19 protein-coding genes and 1 tRNA gene are annotated in these 24,787 nt (G+C 54.3%); 12 read left to right on the plus strand and 8 right to left on the minus strand.

Annotated features, from left to right (window positions below; all coding sequences use genetic code 11):
- Positions 1–94 precede the first annotated feature (94 nt).
- Positions 95–1,081 carry an MBL fold metallo-hydrolase gene (locus tag ACR0JR_RS01360; protein WP_480454747.1) on the plus strand — a complete coding sequence of 329 codons (987 nt, stop codon included), beginning with the start codon at positions 95–97 and terminating at the stop codon, positions 1,079–1,081.
- Positions 1,082–1,197: 116 nt separating this feature from the next.
- Here ACR0JR_RS01360 and ACR0JR_RS01365 read toward each other — a convergent pair whose 3' ends face one another.
- From ACR0JR_RS01365 to miaA, 5 genes are all read right to left on the minus strand, one after another.
- A complete protein-coding gene (locus tag ACR0JR_RS01365) occupies positions 1,198–3,285 on the minus strand; it encodes a dipeptide ABC transporter ATP-binding protein (RefSeq protein WP_010439616.1) in 2,088 nt (695 codons plus the stop codon).
- A gap of 93 nt (positions 3,286–3,378) precedes the next feature.
- Positions 3,379–4,842 (minus strand): ABC transporter permease, encoded by a 1,464-nt coding sequence (locus ACR0JR_RS01370; RefSeq protein ID WP_170539278.1) that lies wholly within the window; start codon positions 4,840–4,842, stop codon positions 3,379–3,381.
- A 13-nt stretch (positions 4,843–4,855) separates the two neighbouring features.
- Entirely contained in the window at positions 4,856–5,902 is a 1,047-nt protein-coding gene (locus tag ACR0JR_RS01375; protein WP_010439620.1) for an ABC transporter permease, read from the minus strand.
- A gap of 119 nt (positions 5,903–6,021) precedes the next feature.
- Positions 6,022–7,692, minus strand: a complete 1,671-nt coding sequence (locus tag ACR0JR_RS01380; protein WP_170703268.1) for an ABC transporter substrate-binding protein — start codon at positions 7,690–7,692, stop codon at positions 6,022–6,024.
- 366 nt (positions 7,693–8,058) lie between these two features.
- Entirely contained in the window at positions 8,059–8,958 is a 900-nt protein-coding gene (gene miaA, locus ACR0JR_RS01385) for a tRNA (adenosine(37)-N6)-dimethylallyltransferase MiaA (RefSeq protein WP_480454750.1), read from the minus strand.
- Between the two features lie 97 nt (positions 8,959–9,055).
- Here miaA and pyrH point away from each other — a divergent pair, with 97 nt between their 5' ends.
- The 10 genes from pyrH to ACR0JR_RS01435 all read left to right on the plus strand — a co-directional run bounded on the left by pyrH (position 9,056) and on the right by ACR0JR_RS01435 (position 20,284).
- Positions 9,056–9,808, plus strand: coding sequence for a UMP kinase (gene pyrH / locus ACR0JR_RS01390; protein WP_010439624.1), 753 nt, complete (start codon positions 9,056–9,058; stop codon positions 9,806–9,808).
- A 277-nt stretch (positions 9,809–10,085) separates the two neighbouring features.
- Positions 10,086–11,312, plus strand: a complete 1,227-nt coding sequence (locus ACR0JR_RS01395) for an aminotransferase class V-fold PLP-dependent enzyme (RefSeq protein WP_480454752.1) — start codon at positions 10,086–10,088, stop codon at positions 11,310–11,312.
- Between the two features lie 47 nt (positions 11,313–11,359).
- Positions 11,360–12,793, plus strand: coding sequence for a cryptochrome/photolyase family protein (locus tag ACR0JR_RS01400; RefSeq protein WP_480454754.1), 1,434 nt, complete (start codon positions 11,360–11,362; stop codon positions 12,791–12,793).
- Between the two features lie 61 nt (positions 12,794–12,854).
- Positions 12,855–14,063: a class I SAM-dependent methyltransferase gene (locus tag ACR0JR_RS01405; RefSeq protein WP_480454756.1), complete on the plus strand. Its 1,209-nt coding sequence runs from the start codon at positions 12,855–12,857 to the stop codon at positions 14,061–14,063.
- A gap of 15 nt (positions 14,064–14,078) precedes the next feature.
- Positions 14,079–14,519 (plus strand): TrgA family protein, encoded by a 441-nt coding sequence (locus ACR0JR_RS01410; RefSeq protein WP_170539292.1) that lies wholly within the window; start codon positions 14,079–14,081, stop codon positions 14,517–14,519.
- Between the two features lie 29 nt (positions 14,520–14,548).
- A complete protein-coding gene (locus ACR0JR_RS01415) occupies positions 14,549–15,664 on the plus strand; it encodes an NUDIX domain-containing protein (protein WP_480454758.1) in 1,116 nt (371 codons plus the stop codon).
- A gap of 69 nt (positions 15,665–15,733) precedes the next feature.
- The gene (locus tag ACR0JR_RS01420) at positions 15,734–16,768 is read left to right on the plus strand and encodes a cysteine synthase A (protein ID WP_010439636.1); all 1,035 of its coding nucleotides are present in this window, start codon (positions 15,734–15,736) and stop codon (positions 16,766–16,768) included.
- Positions 16,768–19,215, plus strand: coding sequence for a DUF3772 domain-containing protein (locus ACR0JR_RS01425; protein ID WP_480454760.1), 2,448 nt, complete (start codon positions 16,768–16,770; stop codon positions 19,213–19,215). Before ACR0JR_RS01420 ends, ACR0JR_RS01425 begins: the two co-directional genes overlap by 1 nt.
- An 87-nt stretch (positions 19,216–19,302) precedes the next feature.
- Complete coding sequence (locus ACR0JR_RS01430; RefSeq protein ID WP_480454761.1) at positions 19,303–20,130, plus strand: GMP synthase; 828 nt, start codon at positions 19,303–19,305, stop codon at positions 20,128–20,130.
- Positions 20,131–20,194: 64 nt separating this feature from the next.
- A tRNA-Ser gene (locus ACR0JR_RS01435) sits at positions 20,195–20,284 on the plus strand.
- A 50-nt stretch (positions 20,285–20,334) separates the two neighbouring features.
- Here the strand turns inward: ACR0JR_RS01435 and ACR0JR_RS01440 are convergent.
- Positions 20,335–21,213: a LysR family transcriptional regulator gene (locus ACR0JR_RS01440; RefSeq protein ID WP_480454762.1), complete on the minus strand. Its 879-nt coding sequence runs from the start codon at positions 21,211–21,213 to the stop codon at positions 20,335–20,337.
- A 97-nt stretch (positions 21,214–21,310) separates the two neighbouring features.
- Between ACR0JR_RS01440 and ACR0JR_RS01445 the strand changes: the two genes are divergently transcribed.
- Positions 21,311–22,618 (plus strand): aminotransferase class I/II-fold pyridoxal phosphate-dependent enzyme, encoded by a 1,308-nt coding sequence (locus ACR0JR_RS01445; RefSeq protein ID WP_480454763.1) that lies wholly within the window; start codon positions 21,311–21,313, stop codon positions 22,616–22,618.
- An 85-nt stretch (positions 22,619–22,703) separates the two neighbouring features.
- Here the strand turns inward: ACR0JR_RS01445 and ACR0JR_RS01450 are convergent, their stop codons facing one another.
- On the minus strand, positions 22,704–23,390 hold the full coding sequence (locus ACR0JR_RS01450; RefSeq protein ID WP_480434897.1) for an outer membrane protein: 687 nt from the start codon (positions 23,388–23,390) through the stop codon (positions 22,704–22,706).
- 143 nt (positions 23,391–23,533) lie between these two features.
- On the minus strand, positions 23,534–24,778 hold the full coding sequence (locus ACR0JR_RS01455; RefSeq protein ID WP_170703264.1) for a DUF3179 domain-containing (seleno)protein: 1,245 nt from the start codon (positions 24,776–24,778) through the stop codon (positions 23,534–23,536).
- Positions 24,779–24,787 lie beyond the last annotated feature (9 nt).

Genomic DNA, 24,787 nt, shown 5'->3' on the forward strand with positions numbered 1-24,787 from the left:
CAGATTTTTCTGATCTGAGCCTGCCACGATGACCTTGTTAACCTGATCAGAAGGGTGCGGATACAGCCGCACCCGCTCAATCGGGAGGATCAAGATGGATCGCAAAGATCTAAAGCCGACAATACTGAACGGGGAACGTGACACTCTGGCAACTGGCCTTTCACGCCGGTCTTTTTTTATGGCGGCTGGCGCTGCGGGCGTTGGGGCAGGGACTTCGTTTCTGGGTAGCAAACCAGCCGCAGCACAATCTCAGGCTTGGCTGCAGCCGGGCAACAACAACCATGTGATTGATTTGCAAGGCTCGACTGGGCAAGCCAGCACGGGAACTGTTGGTATCGACTACTACGGTCACTGTGCCATTAAGATCACCTCGCCAAACGGAGCCACCGTGTTATTCGACCCTTGGCGGGATGATCCCTCGGGCGCATGGGGGTTATGGTTCCGCAACGATTTTCCGCAGATCCCCGTTGATATAACCATGTCCACTCATGCTCATTTTGACCATGACGCTATCGAACGGCCCAGCTCCACAATGGTTTTGGACAGGATGGCGGGGAATTTTGAGTTTGCCGACCTAAAGATCACGGGCTTTGCTGACAAACATGCCTGCGTTGCGCCGGGATGGTACGAATGGACCAACGCATTGGCCGAATTTGGTGCCGAAGCTTGCCCGCCCAACAACGTGGGCCACATGGATATGGTGGTCTACCTAGTCGAAACCGGCGGCATTCGCACTTTGATCTGGGGTGACAACCGTCACAATCCGCCTCAGGAGTTCTGGGATGCGATCGGGCAGGTCGATGTACTGACTTTGCCTGTCGATGGGTCGGAACATATCCTAAGCTTCGATCAGGGAAATGATATTGTCGCCAAGCTCAAGCCCAAAATCATCATCCCGACACACTACCTCAATGAGGTTACGTCATACACGCTGACGACGCTGCAGGCGGCAGACGATTGGGTCAAAAGCCAGCAGAGTTACAAGATGCTCGACAGCGCCAGCTTAAAGCTGGAAGCCGGGGATGTAGCGGGCATGAATCAGGAGTTCATGCACTTCGGCAACAACGTGATGACGGGTTGATTGCAAACTGAAACTGCCACTCACCCACGACCTGCGTCTCCTGTCCCCCCACCAATCGTGACGCAAATCGAAAGGGCCGGTCGAGGACCGGCCCTTCTTCATTCTTTTACGAGGAATTATTCGGCCGCAATTTTGATGACAGGCTCCATCTTAGCCAGAATATCTTCGGCAAGGTGACATTTGACCTGATGTCCATCCGCAAGCGTCTGAACCGGGGGTACATGGGACTCACACCGCCCATCTGGCACTTCGGACTTCCAGCGGCAGCGTGTCTGGAACGGACAGCCCGGCGGCGGGTTCATGGCAGAAGGGATGTCGCCTTCAAGAACGATATGCTGTTTCTCTACTGACGTGTCCGCGATCGGAACCGCGCTCAACAACGCCTCGGTATAAGGGTGGTATGGTGGAGCAAAGACTTGGTCGGTCGTGCCCAGTTCCACCACATGACCCAGATACATCACCATTACACGGTCACTGAGGTAACGCACGATTGACAGGTCATGGCTGATGAACAGCAGAGTGGTTTTGTGTTCTCGCTGAATTTCCATCAACAGATCGGTCACCGCTGCTTGTACCGAAACATCCAGCGCCGAAACCGGTTCGTCCGCGACAACGATCCTCGCGTCTCCGGCGAAGGCGCGCGCGATTCCCACGCGTTGCTTCTGACCACCTGACAGCTGGCGCGGCATGCGATCGGCAAATGCCCTCGGCAGTTTGACAAGGTCCAACAGCTCAAGCATCCGCTTTTTCCGCTCAGCCTCTGAATTACCGACGCCAAATATCTCTAGGGCCCGAATGATCTGACGCCCGACAGTCATCGACGGGTTCAGCGTATCGAAGGGGTTCTGAAAAACCATTTGAACCTCGCCCACGGTCTTCGCGTCCCGCTCTTCGATAGGCACCTGTTCGATGTTGCGATTGTCCAGCAAAATTTGCCCGTCGGTTGCAGTTTCCAGGCCCATCAAAACCTTTGCAAAAGTGGACTTGCCACAACCGGATTCACCAACAATGGCCAGCGTTTCAGATTCATGCGCCTCAAAACTCAGGGTTTCGTTGGCCTTGACCACTTTAGTCTCACCACCACCGAACAAGGCATTCGCAGCCACCTCATAATATTTCTTGAGGTTGTCCATTTTCAGGACAGTCCGGCCGATTTCACCTTTCTCTTTTTGCTCACCCACTGTGATTGGCGCATTCCAATCAATCTCCTGGAATTTCAGACAACGCGTATGGTGTCTGTCATTTCCCGGCACTGCTTCCATCAGGATGTCTTTGGCATCACAGCGACCTTCTTCGAAATAGTCGCAGCGCGGGCCAAAGTTACAGCCTGGGGGCCGCTCGTGGGGCAGGGGGAAGTTCCCCGGAATCGCCACCAGCGGGCGCGAGTTCTTGTCAGCTCCGGGCAACGGGATCGACCGGAACAGCGCTTGCGTATATGGGTGTTGCATCTCGTCGAAGACATCCTTGATCGAACCACGCTCGACCGCTTCACCGGAATACATCACGCACAGCCGATCGCAGGTTTCCAGCACGAGCCCGAGGTTGTGCGAGATAAACAGCATCGAGGTGCCGTATTTCTTGCCCAGATCCTTGACCAGTTCGACCACTGCGGCCTCTACGGTCACGTCCAAAGCGGTCGTTGGTTCATCCAGGATCAACAACGCCGGTTTCGACATAAGCGCCATCGCAATCACGATCCGCTGCTGCTGGCCACCGGAAAGCTGGTGTGGAAACGAATTCAGCATCCTTTCGGGGTCAGGAAGACGCACGTCTGTTACCACCTCAAGCGCGCGTGAATAAGCTTCTTCCGCACCGACGCCTTCGTGGATCATCGGAACTTCCATTAGTTGCTTGCCGATCTTCATCGCCGGATTCAAAGAGGCCATCGGTTCCTGATAGATCATTGCGATTTCATTGCCGCGAATGTCTCGCAGCTCTTCTGTGGACATTTCGCTTAGATCGCGACCTTTGAACTTGATCGAACCCCCGACTATGCGGCCGTTCTTGCCCAGGTCTTGCATTACGCCCAAGGCAACGGTCGATTTACCGCACCCGGATTCACCAACCAGTCCGACGGCCTCACCAGGTTGCACGCTAACCGAAAAATCCATCACAGCCGGAATTTCCCGCAGACGGGTAAAGAACGAGATCGACAGCTTGTCGATCTCCAGGATGGGCCCGTCGTAATCCGCCAGTTTGTTCATCTTGTATCTCCTCGCGAGAGTCCGGGGAATCCCCTTCATCTGGCTAAAATATCTCGGGGGGTCCGGGGGGCTGGCCCCCCGGCCTCGATCACATCAGTCCTTCAGACTTTCTTCGCGCAGACCATCCGCCAGCAGGTTCAAACCAAGAACCAGCGACAACAGAGCCAGCGCAGGCGGAAGGGCTGGGTGCAGATAGATCGACAAGAGTTTACGCCCTTCGTTGATCGTGGACCCCCAATCCGGGCTTTCCGGCGGAAGACCCAGCCCGAAGAAACCCAAGGTCCCCAGAAGGATGGTGGTGTAGCCGATGCGCAGACAGAAATCGACGATCAGCGGGCCGCGCGCGTTGGGCAGGATCTCCCACAGCATGATGTACCACGGGCCTTCACCTCGGGTCTGGGCCGCAGCCACGTAGTCTCGGGTTTTGATGTCCAGCGCTAAGCCACGTACGATGCGGAACACCGTAGGTGAGTTCACGAAGACCACCGAGACAAACACCACCAGAATACCACCCGGAATATCGAAGAGATCCAGATAGGTCGGCAGTCCCCAGATACGGTAGCTGTCAGTGTTGATGATGTAGCCGCTGGTTGAAATCAGCGAGAGATACAACCAGAGCGCAACGCCCAGTACTCCGATCAATAGCGGAGTCCGAAAGTTTGGCCGTGTGTAGTACCGCGAATTCAGCAGAACACCCAGGAAGATGATTGGGAATACGAACAATACGGCGGCCATATAATTAGGAACGCCGGTCGCAACGATCTCGGGTGTGACCAGCAGGTAGAATAGCAGGATCACTGGGAAGGCCAGGATCAGGTTCGCAAGAAACGACAGAAGCGTATCCAGCCGCCCGCCATAGTAACCCGCAGGTAGACCAAGAGTGATACCAACCATGAAGGCAAACATGGTCGCCAGAGGTGCGATTTGAACAACAATCCAGGCACCCTTGACCATGCGACTGAAGACGTCGCGTGCAAGGTTATCGCCACCCAGTAGGTACCAGGCGTATTGACCCTCTTCCACACTGGCCAGAGGCGTACCCGGCACCTTGTTTTTCATGCCTGAGAGCTGAGCCAACGGGTCATGAGTGACGATCAGATCGAGCGCGCCGAAAATCCCGGTGAAAACCCAGAACATAACAAGGCCAAAGCCGATCATGCCAATGGGGCTGTCGAAAAGTTTGCCGTAAAGTCCAAGCTTGCGTTTGAACGCAATCGACATCGCATAAAGGATGATCAGCGACAGCCAAACCGGCAGGAACTGCTGGGATATGGCGCCAATGATCCCGGCGCTGGTGCCCATCAGAATGCCCAACACGATATAAGCAACTGCGAGGCCCACAATAGCTAGAAAACTATAGCGCAGCGCGGCTTGTATCAGATTGCGAAGACCCGAGCTCGAACTCAGCGTTCCGTCTGGATTCACTGTCATTTGGTCTTCGGGCAGAACGATACTTGCCAGCATCCAGACAACGATGGACAAGGCCAGAAGCCCAAGTGCCAGCAACAGCAGCGGGTTGAGGAAGGCGATAGAGCCGGTCCAGGTAAGTGGTTCCATGATCTAACCCTCCTTAAGAAATGCGAATGCGCGGGTTGAGGTAGACATAGCCGATATCCGAAATCAGCTGCGTCACCAGCACCACAAACACCGACACGACCGAAATCGCCAGCAGCAACTGGATGTCGTTATTGCCTGCCGCCTGCACCAGCGCCCAACCAAACCCTTTGTAGTTGAACAGGGTCTCGACGATCACCACGCCGTTCAGCAGCCATGGGAACTGCAACATGATGACTGTAAAGGGCGCGATCAGCGCATTGCGCAGCGCATGTTTCATGACGATGTTCGAGAACGATACACCTTTCAGGCGCGCCGTCCGGATATATTGTGCCGTCATTACCTCGGTCATCGAGGCGCGGGTCATCCGGGCGATATAGCCCATTCCGTAAAGCGCAATCGTCAAAACCGGGAGGAAGAAGTTCTCGAATGTCGGGTTCTCCATCGCTTGCGTGGCAGTACCCTTGAACCACTTCAAACCGACAGCGGACGAAGTGAAAATCGCTATGAAGATAACACCAGAAACATATTCTGGGGTTGCGGTTGTGGTGATGGCAAAGGTCGACAGCGTCCTGTCGGTTGCTGAACCTTCTTTCATTCCGGCCAAAACACCCAGGATCAGTGCCGAAGGGACCATCAGCAGCATAACCCAGAACATCAACCGCCCGGTTAATGCCAGCCTGTTTCCAACTACGGTTGAAACCTCTTCCTTGAAGACCGTTGAATAACCCCAATACCCCTGCAGGATACCACAGAAACTGGGAGACTCTTCAGCAGTTTTCCCGGGCAGAATGCATCGGCCCTGAACGGTTCCATCTTCGTTCGTATGCCTATACGAAGGCAAGACCCCTAACCATTCACCGTATTTGATCGGAGTGGATTGCAGGTAACCGTTTTTCTGCAGATAGCTTTCAACTTGCTCATCCGACATACGGAAGTTGCCCTGCGTTTTCGCAAGCTTTTCGAGGTTCGGGTAGAGGTTGGTCAAAAAGAAGACCAGGAATGTCAGGCACAGTGCAGTCACCAGCATGATGCCGACGCGCCTTAGAATGAAAAGTCCCATATTAGCCCCTGTTGGTCGGCCAGCATGAATGCCAAACGGCTTCATGCATCGCTGTTATTATGGTCGCCGTGTTCAGGACGAAAAGGCCGCACCAGAGCGGCGCGGCCTTTGTTGTTTGGTTAGGAGATGATGCCGAACTTGTACAACTGCGGCAGGTCGGCGATGTGTTTTTCAACACCCACCATGTTGTCACGATGGTGGCGCATGGCGGTCCGCCAGTAGGGCTGGATGGTCACACCCTCGTCAATCATGATCGCCTGCAGTTTGGCCATCACTTCGCGACGCCTGTCGACATCCGCGATCGAGTTTGCCTCGGCCAGCAGAGTATCGAATTCTTCATTGGCAAAACCGGATTCATTCCACGCGACGCCTGACTTATAGGCCAGCGCCAGAACCTGAGTGCCCAACGGGCGGTGGTTCCAGTTGGTCGACGAGAAGGCGTATTTCGTCCAGTCGTTCCAGAAGGTCGAGCCCGGCAGAACCGTATGCTTGGCCTTGATGCCCGCGTCGTTCAACTGCGCGACCACCGCAGCGGTGGTGTTACGACGCCAGTCATCGTCAATCGACTGAACTTCGTGTTCGAAATCACCCATTCCGGCTTCGTCCATCAGGGCCTTCGCCCCCGCTGGATCATACGGAATGCGTGTCACAGCTGAATCATACTCCGGATGCATCGGGCCGACATGACAGTTATCGGCGGGGATGCCGTAGCCTGACATGCCCAGTTCCAAGCACACTTCGTTATCAACAGCCATAGCCAGAGCCTGACGCACACGCTTGTCGCCATAGATCTTGTTGCCATTCGCATCTTCAGCCAACTGGTTCGGGCGGATAACGATGGTAAAGCCTGATGGAATTTCCGAGCGGACGAGGCCGATGCCGTCGAAGATGTCGACAAACTCGCCGACCGATTCCCAGTTCATGTCGATCTCTTCGGCCTCATAGGCTGCCAGGAAGGCCGCCGGGTCGGTGCCGTAGTCGATGAACTCGATCCGGTCGATATAGCCGCCCTTGCCGGCCTCATAGCCCCACCAGTCAAAGCCTTCGTTGCGAACCAATACACCCTTAACACCCACTTCGTGGCTTTCCGGGATCATGAAGCCCGTACCAACGGGGTTGGAGAGCATGTCGTTCGCGTCAAAACTGCTGTGAACGATGGCGCCCGGATAGTCGGCCATGCCGGGGATGATTGTGATGTCGGGCGCGTTGCATTTCAGTTTTACGGTGTGCGAGTCAACAACGGTGATGGCGCCGTCGGCTGCCTTCTGCGTTGACTCGTCGACCAGTGACGCCATGCGCGATGCCATCGAGTTACCCTCGAGCGATGAGTCACACCAGCCAGCGATGTTGCGCGCCACGTCTTCGGCAGTGAAATCGTCTCCGTTGTTCCACTTCACACCTTTGCGGACGTTCAGCGTGTATTCTGTGGCGTCATCATTGGCTTCCCAGCTTTCCAGCAACATCGGCTTGAATGAACCGTCGTTGTTGTACTCGACGAGATATTCCAGCCAGCCCGCAGTGAAGGTCGCAATTTGCGTCCAGTCATAGGTGCGAGGATCTTTCAATGCGCGCACTTCCATCTGGTAGCGAATGGTGCCGCCCTTCTGGGGCTCCTGCGCTGCAGCAGGTGATTGCAGACCGATCATGCCATATGCCGCCGGAACGGCGACGCCGAGTGCGGTTACCCGCGCCATGAACTCGCGCCGACTCAGATTGCCGTCGCGATACTCTTGAGCATGCATTTCTGCCGCCCAGTGCATCGGCTTTCCATTGATTGTCTGGTTTTTCATAGATGTCTCCCTGTGACACTAGTTATTAGGTAAAGTTCGCGTTGTGATTGATTGAAACGGGCGCTACGGCCAACGAATTGGATCGATTGACCGGGCCGCTGGCTTGTTTTCTTGACTATTGAACATCCCCATGACCTCCATTCGGCACCAGTTTCATTGCGGCGTCAATGTCGGAAATCGTCATTGATGGTACAAAAACGACATCAGGCGGAAAAGTAAGCCATTCAGGATTATTTCGTGGTGCGTTCGCACAACTAGCCGAAAGCACCGCGGATCGAATTGACAGTCACGCTGCAAGACATTCGGTCGTTTTTTTGGGGAGAAAACTAAGAAATCCAACTGCTTCCAATGCCCGAGGAATGCCCCTTATTGATGAGACGCGGCATCAATGTGGTACCAGGATTTCATGCGGGCGCGAAACCAAGTTCGTTGTCGTTTGGCAAATTGACGTGTAGCTATTGTTGCCCGATCCCTGGCTTCTTCCTGGGACATGCGGCCTTCTAGGCATGCCATCAATTCAGGCACGCCAATGGCCTTGAAGGCTGGCAGAGAAGGGTCAAATCGGTTCTGCATCGCGGCCACTTCGGCCATGGCACCTTGATCCAACATCTGATCGAAACGGCGATTAATACGATCCAGTAACCAGCTTTTTTCGACATTGAATACAATCGGAACTGTATTCCCCAGATCCAGAATCGGGGCAGGTGTGTCAGCCTGCCAATCAGCAAGCGGGCGGCCGGTTGCGGTCTGAACCTCCCACGCGCGTTGAACACGGGCTCGATTCTGGGTGTCGATCTTCTGCAGCGTTTGAAGATCAAGACCTTCGATCAGCTTTCTTAGTGATAATGCGTCCGCCTCGGCCCGAATTTCAGGAGGGGTTGCAGGTATCTCGGCCATCCCTTCGGTCAGCGCAGTGAAATACAGACCTGTACCCCCCACAATGATAGGGCGCTGTTTTTGTCTAAGCAAAGGCGTGACGTCGCGAAGCCAATGTCCGGTGGAATAGGTCTGATCATATGCGACATGCCCGTACAGCAGATGTGGGGCACGTTTTTCTTCTTCGATCGAGGGACGTGCAGATATGATGCGCCAGCAATCATAGACCTGACTTGCATCGGCATTGACGATCACACCACCGCAGCGCTGCGCGATCAAAAGCGCCAGCGCTGACTTTCCTGAAGCCGTAGGCCCAGCGATCAGCACCGGTTTGTCATCAGGAATCGGAGGCAACTGCGCCCAAAGCCGGTTCTCATTTGTATCGGCCATCGCTGATTGCCTTATCCCTGACTATCCGCATTGAACCTGCGGAGGTTTTGCTTCATTTTGCGCCGGAAAATAAACCCGTGCCAGCCCGGAGCGCAACATGAGCCTTTCCCCTTCTGACGAGACCACTGAGACCCCGAAAACAACGTATGACCGCGTCATGTTGAAGATTTCGGGCGAGGCCCTGATGGGGGATCAGGGATTCGGACTTCATCCGCCAACCGTCCAGCGCATCGCACAAGAGGTGAAATCGGTACACGATCTGGGTGTCGAAATCTGTATGGTCATCGGTGGTGGCAACATCTTCCGGGGGCTTTCCGGCTCGGCACAGGGGATGGAGCGTACGACCGCCGATTACATGGGCATGCTGGCAACGGTCATGAACGCGCTCGCGATGCAATCCGCGCTTGAGGCGGCCGGGGTCTTCACCCGTGTCATTTCGGCCATTCGGATGGACGAAGTGTGTGAGCCATATATTCGCCGCCGCGCTGTACGCCACCTTGAGAAAAAACGGGTCTGCATCTTTGCGGCGGGAACCGGGAATCCCTATTTCACCACTGACACCGCTGCCACTTTGCGCGCGAACGAGATGGCCTGCCAAGCGATCTTCATGGGTAAGAATGGTGTCGATGGCGTTTATGACAAGGACCCAAAAGAACACTCGGACGCGGTACGTTATGACAACGTTTCGTATGACGATGTGCTGGCTAAACGCCTGCGAGTGATGGATGCATCGGCCATCGCCTTGGCACGTGACAACAATCTGCCGCTGATCGTTTTTGGTCTGGATGAGCCCGGCGGGTTCCGCGGTATTTTGGCGGGTGAGGGCACCTATACCAAAGTCCAGGGATAGCGCATCAATTAGCACATAGACCGGGTCTAGCAGCCCGGTTCTTTTTTGGCGCTAGATATGAAAAATGTTATCATCACAGTGACTTGACCTAATCTTTTCCGTCTGACTATCTGTTCCTGTTTGTTTGCAGCAAGCTGCCATCAGAAGGACTGCTGCCATAGCATGTCCTCTGATGGGGATGGCGGCCGGACAGTAATGCCTTGGTTGTTTTGGAAGTGCCCAGACCTTGCGCGGGCGGATTTCCGAAATGAGGCATGCGATCAGGGAGAGACGTGTGATGGGCACACTTGATATCGATTTCGTTAGGGCGCAATTCCCGGCCTTTTCTGAATCCAGCCTGAACGGGCAGGCCTTCTTTGAAAACGCTGGTGGATCTTATACCTGTAAGCCGGTGATTGATCGCCTGAACCGGTTTTATACACAGCGCAAGGTCCAACCTTATGCGCCATACGAAGCCAGCCGTCTGGGCGGCGAAGAAATGGATGAAGCGCGGATGCGGTTGGCCGCGATCATGGGCGTGGATACGGATGAACTGAGCTTTGGCCCCTCGACGACTCAGAATACCTATGTTCTGGCGCAGGCCTTTCGTCAGTGGATGCGGCAGGGTGATGCCATCGTTGTGACCAATCAGGACCACGAGGCAAATACCGGCCCGTGGCGTCGATTGGAAGAAGACGGTATCGAAATCCGCGAATGGCAGATTGATCCGGACAGTGGATCGCTAAACCCACAGGATCTGGAAAACCTGTTGGACGAGAAAGTCCGCCTCGTTTGCTTCCCACATTGCTCAAATGTCGTCGGCGAGATTAATCCAGTGACCGAAATCACGGCGATAGCGCATGCCGCGGGTGCGTTTGTCTGTGTCGACGGAGTTTCTTATGCGCCACATGGCCTGCCGAACGTCGGTGATCTCGGACCCGACATCTATTTGTTCTCAGCCTACAAAACCTATGGCCCGCACCAGGGCTGCATGGTTATTCGACGCCCTTTGGGTGAGATGCTTCCGAACCAGGCCCACTATTTCAACGGTGGCACGCTCTATAAGCGGTTTACACCTGCCGGCCCTGATCATGCACAGATCGCCGCGAGTGCTGGCATGGCCGATTACATAGATTTGCTTTGTGATCATCACGGCGGGCCGGAAACCGGGGCGTCTGCGCGCGGTGGATTTGTTCATGACCTTATGCGCCAACACGAAATTGCGTTGCTGCAGCCACTGCTCGATGCAGTCAAAGATAGAAACACTTTGCGTTTGATTGGGCCGTCCAAGGCCGAACAGCGCGCACCGACGGTGGCGTTAAGCCTAAACAAAAAGGCCGAGGCTGTTGCAGCCGAGCTTTCCCAACACGGGATCATGGCAGGTGGTGGCGATTTCTATGCACATCGCCCTCTACAGGCCATGGGGATTGATCCAGATCAGGGGGTCCTGCGGCTCAGCTTCACGCACTATACAAGTCATCAGGAAATTGATCAGCTTTTGCAGGCGCTTGACCGCGTTTTGTGATCCAATATTCGTACCGGTTCGTATTCTTTTAAAAACAAGAGGCGGATATGGATTCCGGGAGTTCTCCGATCATTTTATGGTTCAGGCGCGATCTGCGGTTAAGTGATCATCCGGCGTTGACGGCGGCGGTGCGGTCGGGTCGCCCGATTGTACCCGTATTTATTCTGGACGATCAGGTTCAAGCATTGGGCGCAGCGCCCAAATGGCGTCTGGGTTTGGGTCTTGAGGCTTTTGCAATGACCCTTGATCAGATCGGCAGCAATCTGATCCTGCGCCGGGGGACTGCGCTGAAAGTCCTGCAAGGTCTGATACACGAAACCGGAGCAGGAGCTGTATTTTGGTCGCGAGAGTACGACCCGAAGGCGATCAACAGGGACATGCATATCAAGGCGAGCTTGAACGAACAGGGGATCGAGGTGCGATTCTTTGCAGGGCATCTTTTGTTCGAACCTTGGACGATTGCGACCAAAGCGGGGCAACCGTTTCGTGTATTTACTCCGATGTGGAGGTCGGTGAGCGGACGAGATGTTGCGATGCCAGAACCGACTGCTGCACGAATTGCCAAGCCAGATCTTTGGCCTGCTTCTGATCGGCTGTCCGATTGGAATCTGGATCAGGAGATGCAGCGTGGCGCGACGATCGTACGACCGCTTGTCCGTCCTGGAGAGGCTGCGGCTTTGGATCAGTTGGATAGGTTTCTGGAAAATATTGATCAATATCAGGAAGCGCGAGATCGATTGGATCAGGTTGGTACGTCTGATCTTTCAGAATACCTCTCGTTAGGCGAAATCGGGCCGCGCACAATATGGCACCGGGTGCAAAACGCGGATCGCACCGGTTCGCGCGGGGGCGAGGCCTTTCTACGGCAGCTTGTGTGGCGTGAGTTCGCCTATCACCTGATGTACCATTGGCCGCATCTCCTGACCGATAATTGGAAACCTGAATGGGATGCGTTTCCGTGGAATACTGATCCCGACACGCCTGAAGTCCGCGCGTGGAAGTTGGCCAGAACTGGGGTGCCACTTGTCGATGCGGGGCTAAGGCAGATGTACGTGACCGGGCGGATGCATAATCGTGCACGGATGATTGTGGCGAGTTATCTAACCAAGCATCTGATGACGCACTGGAAAATTGGTGCTGATTGGTTTGCCGATTGCCTGATTGATTGGGACCCAGCCGCAAACGCGATGGGATGGCAGTGGGTGGCGGGTTCCGGGCCAGACGCAGCCCCGTATTTCCGTATCTTCAACCCAGAAACACAGCGCGAGCGATTTGATCCACATTCGGATTATCTGAATCGTTGGATTGCTGAGGGTCGGTCTGACCCGTCCCCAACCGCACGCGCCTATTTTAGTGCCATTCCGCGGTCTTGGGGGCTTTGTCAGGAAGACAGCTACAGCGCTCCAGTGGTAGGGCTGAAAGAAGGTCGCATCCGAGCATTGGACGCGTATGAAACCAGAAAAGTTCCGGTAAGGAACTGAAAACTTGCCATAAACCGAATCCCGTCCTAGCTTTATTCTGCAACCGCAGAGGGGAGAGCGGATGTTCCTGACGAGCACCGAAGGGCAGGAGGACCTGCCAAGATATTTTGCACAAGTCTTCAAGATGCTGAGCCGCATGGAAAGCGGCCGCCTTGATATCGCTCTGCCGGATGGTCGGGTTTTTCGGGCGGATGCACCTAAAGCCGGTCCGGTTGCCCATGTGGATATCCATGATCCCGACGTATTTGCCAGGCTGCTACGAGAAGGAGAACTGGGGTTTTCGGACGGCTATCTGGAAGGCGACTGGAGCACACCTGATCTGCGCAGCTTTATGGACTTGGTACATTTGGGAACTGAAACCGTTTATGACGATTTCACGGGCAAGTTCCTGGTTCGCGCCTATGAGCGTCTGAGGTTCTGGTTGCACCGCAATAACCGGTCGCAGGCGAAGAAGAACATCTCGTATCACTATGATCTTGGAAATGATTTCTATGGTATGTGGCTGGATGACACGATGACTTATTCCAGCGCCATTTTTGAGACCGGGCAGGAAAGCCTCGAGAATGCGCAGACCGCGAAATATGCCAGTTTGGTGGATGAAATGGGGGCCAAACCTGGGGATCATATCCTTGAGATCGGGTGCGGTTGGGGCGGCTTCGCCGAATATGCCGCCAAAGAGCGCGGGCTCCGAGTCACTGGATTGACGATCAGCCAGGAACAGTTGAAGTTCGCGAAGGAACGCATTGAAAAGGCTGGGCTATCGGATCTTGTAGATTTTAAATTACAGGATTATCGCGATGAACAGGGACAATATGACGGTATTGCATCAATCGAGATGTTCGAAGCGGTTGGTCGGAAATATTGGCCAGCATATTTTAACACTGTTCGTGACCGGTTGAAGCCCGGTGCGCAAGCGACATTACAGATCATAACAGTCGCGGATCACCGCTGGGAAGTTTACAAGAATGGTGTTGATTTCATACAGAAATACATATTCCCGGGTGGCATGCTTCCCGCACCGTCGATCCTGAAAGAGCAGATCGATCAGGCCGGACTTCAAGTAGTACGCTCAAAGGAATTTGGCGAAAGCTATGATCTGACACTGCGCCGCTGGTACGACACCTTCAACGCCAAGTGGGACCAGATCTCAGAGCTAGGGTTTGATGAGCGTTTTCGCCGCATGTGGAATTATTATTTAACTGCATGCGGCGCAGCCTTTGACACCGGCAATTGTGATGTGACACAGATCACTATAGCTAAGCCAAGTTGAAGAACGGAACTACAAATGCCTACAGCTTCCCGCCTCGTCGCCGCGTTGTGTCTGCTGGTCATTGCCTTCCTTGTTTCAAGTATGATCATCAACAATGGTGAAGAGGGCAAAAGCTATGGCTGGTTCACATATGTGAACATGTTGTTAGCGGTGGCCTGTGGTTGGGTTATCATGGGCAAGCGGGCAGGCCGGGGTTGGACGGCTGCAGTTAACAATGGTCTGACTGGTGTTGCCGCGCTGGTTTTCTGGGGATTGTTCGTTCAAGGCACCTACGAGATGTTCAGCCAGGCGATGCGCCATCGGTATGGCGGCCCATTTGAAGCCTTGCTAGAAATCTTCAAGATCGGAGTGGCCTATGGTGAACAACTGCTGCCCAGTGAAATTTTGATTACGCTTGGTATTGGTGCGGTGGTCAGTGGGATACTTACCGAAATCGCCTTTCGACGCTGGCGTTAAAACGGATCTGCCAAGTCAGGGCTCCTACTTTGTCTAACCTGTTTTTCTACGGCACTTTGCGCCATGCGCCTTTGCTGGAACTCGTGATGGGTCAATCTGCGGACGAATTGTCGGCGAAACCGGCAATCTTAGCTGATCACGCGGTGTATTCAGTAAAGGGCCAGCCTTTTCCCATGATCGTTGCTGAAAAAGGCGCAACGGCAGATGGCGTATTGGTGCAAGGATTGGGCAGGGACGAGCTTGCCCGATTGGCCTTTTATGAAGGCGGCTTCGAATATGATCTGCGCCAACAAACGATCGAAACCAGCGAAGACGGGGATCATCAGGCATTGGTGTTCTTCCCCGACTCGGGTGCATGGAAGACCGGCACACTCTGGGATTTTGAGGCATGGAAAAACGATTGGGGCACTTTGTCGATGCTGGCGGCGCAAGAGGTTATGGCTCAGTATGGGTGTGTTGACGCCTCGACGATTGCAAATAGTTTCCCTGCGATCCGCACACGGGCATGGGCCAGACTCGCAGCGCGTAAGCGAAGCACCGGAGATGCCCGGGACACCAACCATGATGTCGTAATCCATCGACGCAATCACCCTTATGTCAACTATTTCGGTATCGATGAGATAGAGCTGCAGCACCGTCAGTATGATGGCAAGATGGGGCCTGTATTGCACCGCAGCGGCTTGATGCAAGGATCCGCAGTCATCGTCCTGCCTTACGATCCCAGGCGCGATACGGTTTTGCTGGTCGAGCAGTTTCGCGCACCTGTGTTCTTGATCGACGACCCCGAGCCATGGATGTGGGAACCGGTCGCCGGTATGATTGACCCTGGCGAAACACCCGAGCAGGCAGCGTATCGTGAGACACAGGAAGAGGCGCATGTTTCTCTGTCTCGGCTGGAATATGCAGGCGGTGCCTATACATCCAGTGGATCGTCAACCGAATACGTCTACCTCTATGTCGGGCTGGGTGATCTGACGACGACCGTTGAAAGTGGTGGTCTTGCCACGGAAGGGGAAGATATTCGGAGTAAAATTCTGCCGTTTGACGAATTCATGAACATGGTTGATACCCATGTTTTCAAGGACTTACCGCTTCTTTCGTTGGCACATTGGCTGGCGCGAAATCGCGAACGTCTGCGCGCATAACTATCCCGGCTTGTGATCAAGTCAGGGCGCCTGTAAATCTGCTGCAATACCATATGACAAGAGGACGCCATGCGCATTGCGAAAGACCTTGCCGACGCGGTCGGTAAAACACCCTTGATCCGGTTGCGTCGCGTCAGCGAAGAGACAGGCTGCGAGATCCTCGGCAAAGCCGAGTTCATGAATCCGGGTCAATCCGTTAAAGACCGTGCAGCGTTGTTCATTATCCGCGATGCAATTGCGCGCGGAGACCTCAAGCCCGGCGGCACAATTGTCGAGGGTACGGCGGGTAATACTGGCATTGGTCTGGCATTGGTCGGGGCCTCAATGGGTTTCAAGACGGTGATCGTCATTCCTGAGACTCAATCGGAAGAGAAGAAGGACATGCTCCGACTTGCCGGAGCTCAGCTTGTGCAAGTGCCTGCTGCGCCTTACCGAAATCCCAACAATTTTGTGCACTATTCCCGCCGCTTGGCTGAGGAACTTGCCCAGACCGAGCCCAATGGTGCCATCTGGGCGAACCAGTTCGACAATGTCGCCAACCGGCAGGCGCATGTGGAAACCACCGGCCCTGAAATCTGGGACCAAACCGGTGGCAAAGTTGATGGCTTCGTCAGTGCGGTCGGTTCGGGTGGAACCCTAGCGGGTGTCGCCGAGGTTTTGCAGCCCAAAGGCGTAAAAATCGGACTGGCTGATCCAATGGGGGCAGGCCTTTATTCTTATTACACTACGGGTGAGATCGCGATGGAGGGCGGCTCCATCGCCGAAGGCATCGGACAGGTTCGGATAACGAAGAACCTGGAGGGGTTCACCCCTGATCATTCCTGGCAGATCACCGACAATGAGGCGTTGCCCTATATCTTTGATCTGCTTCGCGAAGAAGGTCTGGTGATGGGCGGATCAACCGCGATCAATATCGCGGGCGCTGTACGTCTCGCGAAAGAGATGGGGCCGGGTCACACCATCGTGACCGTATTGTGTGACTTTGGAACGCGCTACCAATCCAAACTGTTCAATCCTGACTTCCTGCGGGAAAAGGAACTGCCTGTTCCGGATTGGATGACCGAAGCACCGCGCAGCATTCCCGGCGTATTCGAGGACGTGTGATGCTGCGACAGGTCCGCCTGTTTCTGTTTCTAAGTTTATTCTGCCTGATCGGGCTGGGTGGGATCGCATCTGCCCAGCTCACTGACCGGCAGAGTGAATATTACCAGGGCTGGGTCAGCACGGCGGATCGGGCGGAATCTGTGATCCGGGCGAACCGGGCATCGAATGCCGCGTTAGAGAATTTACGCTCAGAAATAAACGGTTACCGCGAAGACTTTAACAAGGCGCGCGGCGCAAACACGGATCGTATTCAGACGCTTGAGGGCCAGCTTAAGGCGCTTGGCGCGGAGCCGGCAGACGGCGAGACCGAGCCTGAAGATATTGCCAAGCTGCGCACACATCTTGAAGAGCAACTTAACAGTTTGCGGGTGCCGCGCATAATCTCGGAAGAGGCTTTCAGCCGAGCCAACGGGTTAATCAGCGAAATCGACCGGATCATTCGCGATCGTCAGAAAAAAGAGATGCTGGAACGCGGGCCATCGCCTTTCAATCCCGTTTACTGGGGCCCTGCCTGGATCGACGTCAAGGAAGCGACGCAGAGCCTGATCAATGAAACCGTCACGAACATGCGGTCTGACATCGTTCACGAGCGCATTCGTGAGCGTGGTCTCGGCATTTTCGTTCTGTTGGCCATATCTGCGGTATTGCTGCTATTTGGGCGCAAGTGGTCCGAAAAAGGGGGCGCTTTTCTGCGTTCTCTGGGGGGGCACGGAAGTGGAGTCTGGACCTTCGTCGTCTCTCTGCTGCGCATACTGCTGCCTTGGTTGGGCGTTCTGGCATTGGTCACGGCGATCGTGCAGACTGGTGTTCTGGGCTTGCGCGGTACGTTGCTGATACAGAATATCCCTTATTGGGCTGCCATCATCTTCTACTTTGACTGGATCGGTCGACAGGTCTACCTGATGGGGGCCTCTCAGAATTTCAAACGATTGTCGGCAGGCAGAATTCGAGAACTGCGGGTCTATATCGATCTACTGGCCGTCATGCTTATTTTGCATGATCTGGTTTTGCTATTTGAGCAAATTGAGAATATTTCGGACGCAACACGAGCGGTTGTTGGATTCCCGATCGTATTGGTTACGGCGCTGCTGCTGCTACGTGTGCGTCAGATCCGTCAATCAGAACCACAGGAAGAGCAGACAGATTCAGAAACGTCTCGCAGAGCGGCTGGTTTTAGTCAGTTGGTTGAATTGCTGCGGCGCGCTCTGTTCATACTTGGGATTGCAACACCAATACTGGCGGCATTAGGGTATATCAATGCCGCCGAAGCAATCGTCTTCCCAGCCGTGAAAACACTGGTTCTGATCGCGGCGCTTGTGATCATACGACGGTTTATCACCACGATTTACGGTTGGTTATCGGGGCAGGGCGAGGCCGCGCGCGATTCTCTGTTTTCGGTTCTTGTTGGGTTTGCGCTGGCGATATTGTCGCTGCCTATTCTGGCGCTGTATTGGGGCGCACGCAAGACAGACCTGCTCGAGGCCTGGTCGCGATTGCTGCTGGGATTCGATATCGGCGGCGTCACGATTTCACCCAGTAATTTCCTCACCTTCGTCGCAGTTTTTGCCATCGGATACACATTGACCCGCCTTCTGCAAAGCGGGTTGCGCAACTCATTGCTGCCAAAAACCAGTATCGATCCCGGCGGGCAGAATGCCATCGTATCGGGAACCGGCTATGTCGGAATATTCCTGGCGGCGTTGGTCGCCATTGTTGTAGCTGGATTTGATCTTTCCTCCTTGGCGATCGTGGCTGGTGCCTTGTCGGTTGGTATCGGTTTCGGTCTGCAAACCATCGTGTCGAACTTTGTTTCAGGGATCATCCTGCTGGTCGAACGCCCGATCTCAAAAGGCGACTGGATCGATGTCAACGGCATGATGGGATATGTTCGTGATATCTCGGTCAGGTCCACGCGGATCGAGACGTTTGATCGGACGGATGTGATCGTCCCCAACTCTGACCTGATCAGCGGAGTGGTCACCAACTATACCCGCGGCAACACCATTGGCCGGGTGATCGTTCCTGTCGGCGTGGCCTACGGTACTGACACCCGAAAAGTCGAAACCATTTTGGGTGAGATCGCCAATGGGCATCCGATGGTTCTGGCCAACCCAGCGCCGAGTGTCGTGTTTCAAGGATTTGGTGCGGATTCTCTGGATTTTGAAATCCGGGCAATACTGCGCGATGTGAACTGGGTGCTATCGGTCAAATCCGACATGAACCATGAGATCAACCGCAGATTTGTTAAAGAGGGTATCGAGATTCCGTTTGCTCAACGCGATCTGTGGCTGCGAAATCCTGAGGTGCTGACGGGCCATTCTGAGGAGGCTAAGCCCGACGAAGACCTATCTCCTACTGCCCCTTCCGCGAAGCCTGCCGATTTGACAGCTGATGATTTGGACTCTGCCGGAGACGCAGATGCAGACGCGGATGGCGACGGTCGCTAAACGCGACACATCAAGCATTTTTCCCAAGTGATTATCGGATTGTTACATTTCGATGTAGTCTGATTTTTATTTGAAGGAGGAATTTCGATGGTAACTTTCTCACACAGCCTCGTGCGTATTGCGGTTTGGAACCTTGCGGGTTTCAATCCGGTTAACACAAGTCTGGGCATACCCGCCAATAGTGAGCGGGTCATCCACCAGATTGAAGGCTTGGCCCTGCTTGATGCCGAGTTGATCACGCTGGTCGAGGTTAGCCCTATAGAACATATCAACCGGTTGGCAGCGGGTTTGGCGGGCAAGGGCTTGGATTATCAGGTCAAGATCCTGCAGCAACCCAACGGCAACATCCACATTGGATTTCTCCACAAACCAGGGGTTTCGGTGACGGAGCTAGAGTTGATTGACGGTTCGGAAGGTAATGATTCCGGAGGGCGTCAGGCCCTTATCACCGATGTGCAGGTCGGCAAGTTCAAAGCCAAACTGATCGCGGTGCACCTGAAATCCGGCCGTGACCGGCCTGAACAACAGATACGTGATAGCCAATGTAAGATCATCGGTGCCAAGATCGCCGAAATCCGAGAGACACCGGGCCTGACTCAGCGCACGATCCTGCTGATGGGCGATTTCAACATGATCCCCGGTCAGGACGTCAGCAATTTCCACCATCTTGGTGGGGATGACATGATGGACTTTGTTTCGTGCTGGGATTTGCAAGACCGGTTCTCGCATATTCTGGAAAAGGGTCGCGCCAACCTGCTGGACGGGTTCGCTGTTTCGCGAACCTATTCCACCGACTATGTTCGCGGCAGCCTGCGGTTATTTCCGATGCACTGGACGATGAATATGGGGCGCGAAGCCTTCAAGGACGAGGTTTCAGACCATCTGCCATTTGTCGCCAGCTTTCGTATATTTTGAGCCACCTGTTTTTACGAATGGGGCCTTGCGCTCGGTTCAGAAATTCGCATAAGTCACCTCTACCGGAGAGGTGGCCGAGTGGTCGAAGGCGCACGCCTGGAAAGTGTGTAGGCGGGAAACCGTCTCCAGGGTTCGAATCCCTGTCTCTCCGCCACTATTTCAAGCTAAAATTTAGCGGGTGCTTAGCTGCCCAGTTGGTCTTCATTAGTTTGATAACAACGCAACGACTTGACTTGTTTCAGATCTTTGTCGCGTCTTCGAAGGCAACGAAACAACAAGAGATCGACCTGTCGGACAAGAGCGCGAATGCGCAAACAGAAGCGTTTTGGATTCCAGTGCGTCTTCGATCAGACACAGATGCCCCATTAGCAAACCAGCCGATGCTTTGGCTTCTTCTACAGCAAGGCTATATAGCGAGAACTGTGGGCCGCTTGCGTCAATTTGCAAATCAAAGCCCACATTTCGGGACCACATGAACCAATCGTCGTTCCAGGTCTGGTCGTGCAAAATCGGTATCTCTCGGAAACTGTTTGAACAGTGCGCTCGGTCCAGAAGTGTAGGGGCGCAAACTGGCGCGATTACGTCTTGTGCCAAGGCAATTTGGTTTGACGAGCCGTCAGGAACTGCGAAAAATATCGACAGATCAAACATCTCTCGCGAGAGACTGGGCGGATTTTCCATAGCGGTGACAGAGAAATTGATTTCCGGCAATTCTTCTCGGATCCGTCGCAATCGTTTTGGAAGCCAGAGCTGGGCAACGGCGGGCAGGGCAGCGATATGAAAATCAGCGTTTGGTTTAAGGTCGCGCAGGGCACGGGCTGCATCAGCCATTTGATCAAAGGCAGCGGAGAAAACCGGGACAAGCGATTGCCCCTCAGGCGTGAGTTCAACGCCTTGCGCGTTGCGTCGAAACAGCGGTGTACCGGCCCAGCCTTCCAGCGCCTTGATATGCTGCGAGATCGCCCCGGGCGTGACGTTCAATTCTTCGGCTGCAGCAACAAAGCTGACGTTTCTAGCCGCCGCTTCAAAGGCCCGCATCGCATTCAATGGAGGGCCTTTGGGGCGCTTGGGGGCAACACTCATTGCACTAGCCTTAGTTTTTCTACACCAAGAAATATCATTTCTGCTTTGCGATGTCACGCGACAGCCGCCAAAGTGGCAAAAACTAGGAGGATGTCAGATGACACTTGCACAAAGAGACTGGGTGCCCACCGCAAGCGAAGCACTGGTTCAGGATATCGCAAAAAAGGCGGCATCGGCATCTTCAGATGACCTGATGGCGCGGATCGAGCATCTTGCAGATGAAAACCGCCGCATACACGAGCAAGAGTGCTTTAACCTGAACCCTGCCACAAATGTCATGAACCCAAAGGCCGAGGCGCTTTTGTCTTCGGGGATTGGGTCGCGGCCCTCGCTGGGCTATCCCGGTGACAAATATGAAATGGGTCTGGAAGCAATCGAACAGATCGAGGTTATCGCGGCGGAGCTTTGCGCCGAGGTTTTTGATACTCGGTTCGCTGAAGTCCGGGTGCCCTCTGGGGCGATTGCCAACCTCTATGGCTTTATGGCGACCTGCAAAGCTGGCGACACTATCATAGCCCCACCTGGATCAATTGGGGGGCATGTAACACATCATCTGGCGGGTTGCGCGGGTCTCTTCGGCCTGCATACCGTCGAAGCTCCTGTTAACGCTGATGGCTATACCGTCGATCTGGATCAGTTGAGAGCGTTGGCAAAAACCGAACGACCAAGGCTGATCACCATCGGCGGCAGTCTTAACCTGTTTGAACATCCCGTCGCCGAAGTGCGTGCGATAGCTGATGAAATCGGTGCCAAGGTTATGTTCGATGCGGCCCATCAATGCGGCATCATCGCGGGGCGCGCTTGGTCCAACCCGTTGAAAGAGGGTGCACATTTCATGACCATGAGCACTTACAAAAGCCTCGGAGGACCGGCTGGGGGTCTGATCGTAACGGATGACGAAGAAATCGCAAAAGCGCTGGATGCAATCGCTTTCCCTGGCATGACCGCCAATTTCGATGCGGCCAAAACTGCGGCGCTTGCTGTCACGATGTTGGACTGGAAAGCGTATGGTTCTGCCTATGCGAACGAGATGATTGCGATGGCCAAAGCTCTCTCCAACGCATTAGATATAAAGGGTGTTCCCGTCTTTTCTGGAACACAGGGTTTCACCAACTCTCACCAGTTCGCGGTATTGGCTGCCCCATATGGAGGAGGTCAGGCCGCATCTAAGCAGCTTCGCAAATGCGGGTTCCTCGCTTGCGGTATTGGATTGCCGGTGGAGTTAGTGGAAGGCGATATGAACGGTCTTCGTATCGGCACACCAGAACTGGTGCGGTGGGGCATGACCTCTGGGGATGCCGAGCGTTTGGCTAATTTGATAACGCGTGGCCTGGGTGGGGAACAAATCCTGTCAGAGGTATCCGCATGGCGTCGTGAATTTGACACGCTGCATTATGTGAACTGAGAACAGGATGGCCGACTATGTCGCTGAACATTGTCGGCCACGCCAATCTTTGTTGGTTGAGCCAATGCAAACTGCCTATCGCAGATCAAAAACGGTAGGTAGCACCCAACAGCGGACCGGATTGATCAAACTTAAAGTCGTTACCATCGATGTCGTGGTCAAATGAGATATAGCGATACCCACCCCGGATCAGCCAACGGTCATTGATTGCGTAGTCGGCAGTTAGAAGAACTTGCCATGTTTCGCTCCCGCTCCGGAAACCGCCATAATCAATAAACCCGGTACCAGACCATTTGTCAGAGAACCTGACACGTGCGCGGGCACCAATCACAGGATCAGTCCAGCTTGCATCGACCGTTGTTCGGCGCCCAGGGGCAGCACCGGGTTGCAGGTCGAATTCAGTTTCAGTGCTGAACCACCTAAAGCCGCCGACGATATCAACATATGCGTCTTGATCGTCATAGACCCGATATCCTGCATATCCGCTCAGAAACTGAGTGGTGAAAGAGGTGTCCAAGCCCGAGCTCGCCGGGCCAGGTGTGTCGCTGCTGAAAGACAGATTTGTATAATTGTAGTCTGCCAGGAATGACCAACGCCCATTGGTCGCTCCGAATGCAGCCATAAAGGCAAAGTCCAAATTCTCCAACGCGTCGGAAAAGCTTAGCGTGCCATCTAATGTGCCCAGCGGGGTATCCAGCGACGTTTCTGTTTCCGGCATGAACAGGTAGATTGAGGCCTCGTATGACCAGTCAGACTGTTGGGCCGAGGCCATTGACGCCATTGCGCCCGCCAATGAGATTCCAAGGAGTGGTCCTCTGCAATTTCGTGTCGCACCCATTATTGCTCTCCCGTTAAAGGTCTTGTTTCGAATTTTCGTTACTGTGCAGCGAGAATCTGCGCAGTTTTGACTTGCGGTCAGGCTACCGCGTCGTCGGTTTTGCCTGAACCAACGCCAACACGATTGACATCAGTGCTCGGAAAGAACTCGGACCAGACATGCCAGAATATGCCTGCACGCAGAGTTTCGACCCGCTGTAGTTGCCCTTGATCAGACATTCCCCAAAAGTCGCATTTGGTCACGGGTTGCCCACTGTCATTGTACCAGACGCCTAAACTCTCATATTTCGGATCAAGGCTGACGACGACATCCCGACCTCCGACTGTTGCGTTAACGATCCAATCGTTGTCGACGACGAAATCATCGGTCCAGCAGGTGGCATCCTGCCCAATGGTAATCCCCCAGACATAGGTTTTATTCGGCAACCGGTCGTCTGAACGATCCATGTTGTCCATCACCGGAGCGTCTTCCTGATGTTGACGGCCAATCCCCCACCCAAAGGTGATTTCGGTCATCATATCAAGCAGGCGCAGCAATGGGTTCGGGGAAGGTTCATTCAGGAAAACCTCTCCATCCGGGTAGGCTTTCTGAAAGCCGCGAAATGTCATCCGGTAGGTAGGCCACGGCTTCATCTGGGCCTCGGGCCGGAGAGGGCATGCGAGGCCATCTGTGTTTGGGTTCTGGTCCGCTTCACGAAAGCCATATATCTGCTGAATCGGCTCGCCGCTTTCGTTGTCGCGCAGGATCAGGTTATTGCCGTGCTGGGCGAGAACCTCGAGATTCAGGCGCTTACCCTCTATTCTTGGAGTGTACCCCTGACCGAGATTGGCCATGGCACAATACGTCATGACGACGTCCTCTCCACCAAGCCCTTTTTCATTACCGGCAAGATGCGGTCGCATGATCTGCGCGTCGGGGTGTGCACGAGCGTGGCCGTTGTTGTCGATCACCATCACGGGCGCGGTCGGCCCCACGTATTTACGGGCCTCGTCAATAGGGAAGTACTGCGCGGTATTTAGTTGGTTTCTCAGCCCCAGATGAACCCAGACGTAGGGGAATCCATAGAAGAAAAGGACCAGCACTGCCGACACCAGCCACAGCCAGAACGGACCTGCACCAAGTATGAAATGTACAAGAGTTGCGACAGCAAATGCACCCAACCCAATGGCGATCAGGCGATATTCATGACGGATGAAGCGCACCATATTCTCGCGCTTCACTTTCAGCAGCATCTGGGAAACATCGCCAAGGTCTCGGAAATAGATGAACCCGATCCCGAGTGATCCGATCAAACCCAGTGCAAAAAGAAGTAGTCCAATCATGTCATGATC

Source organism: Ruegeria sp. AA3, from assembly GCF_056542905.1.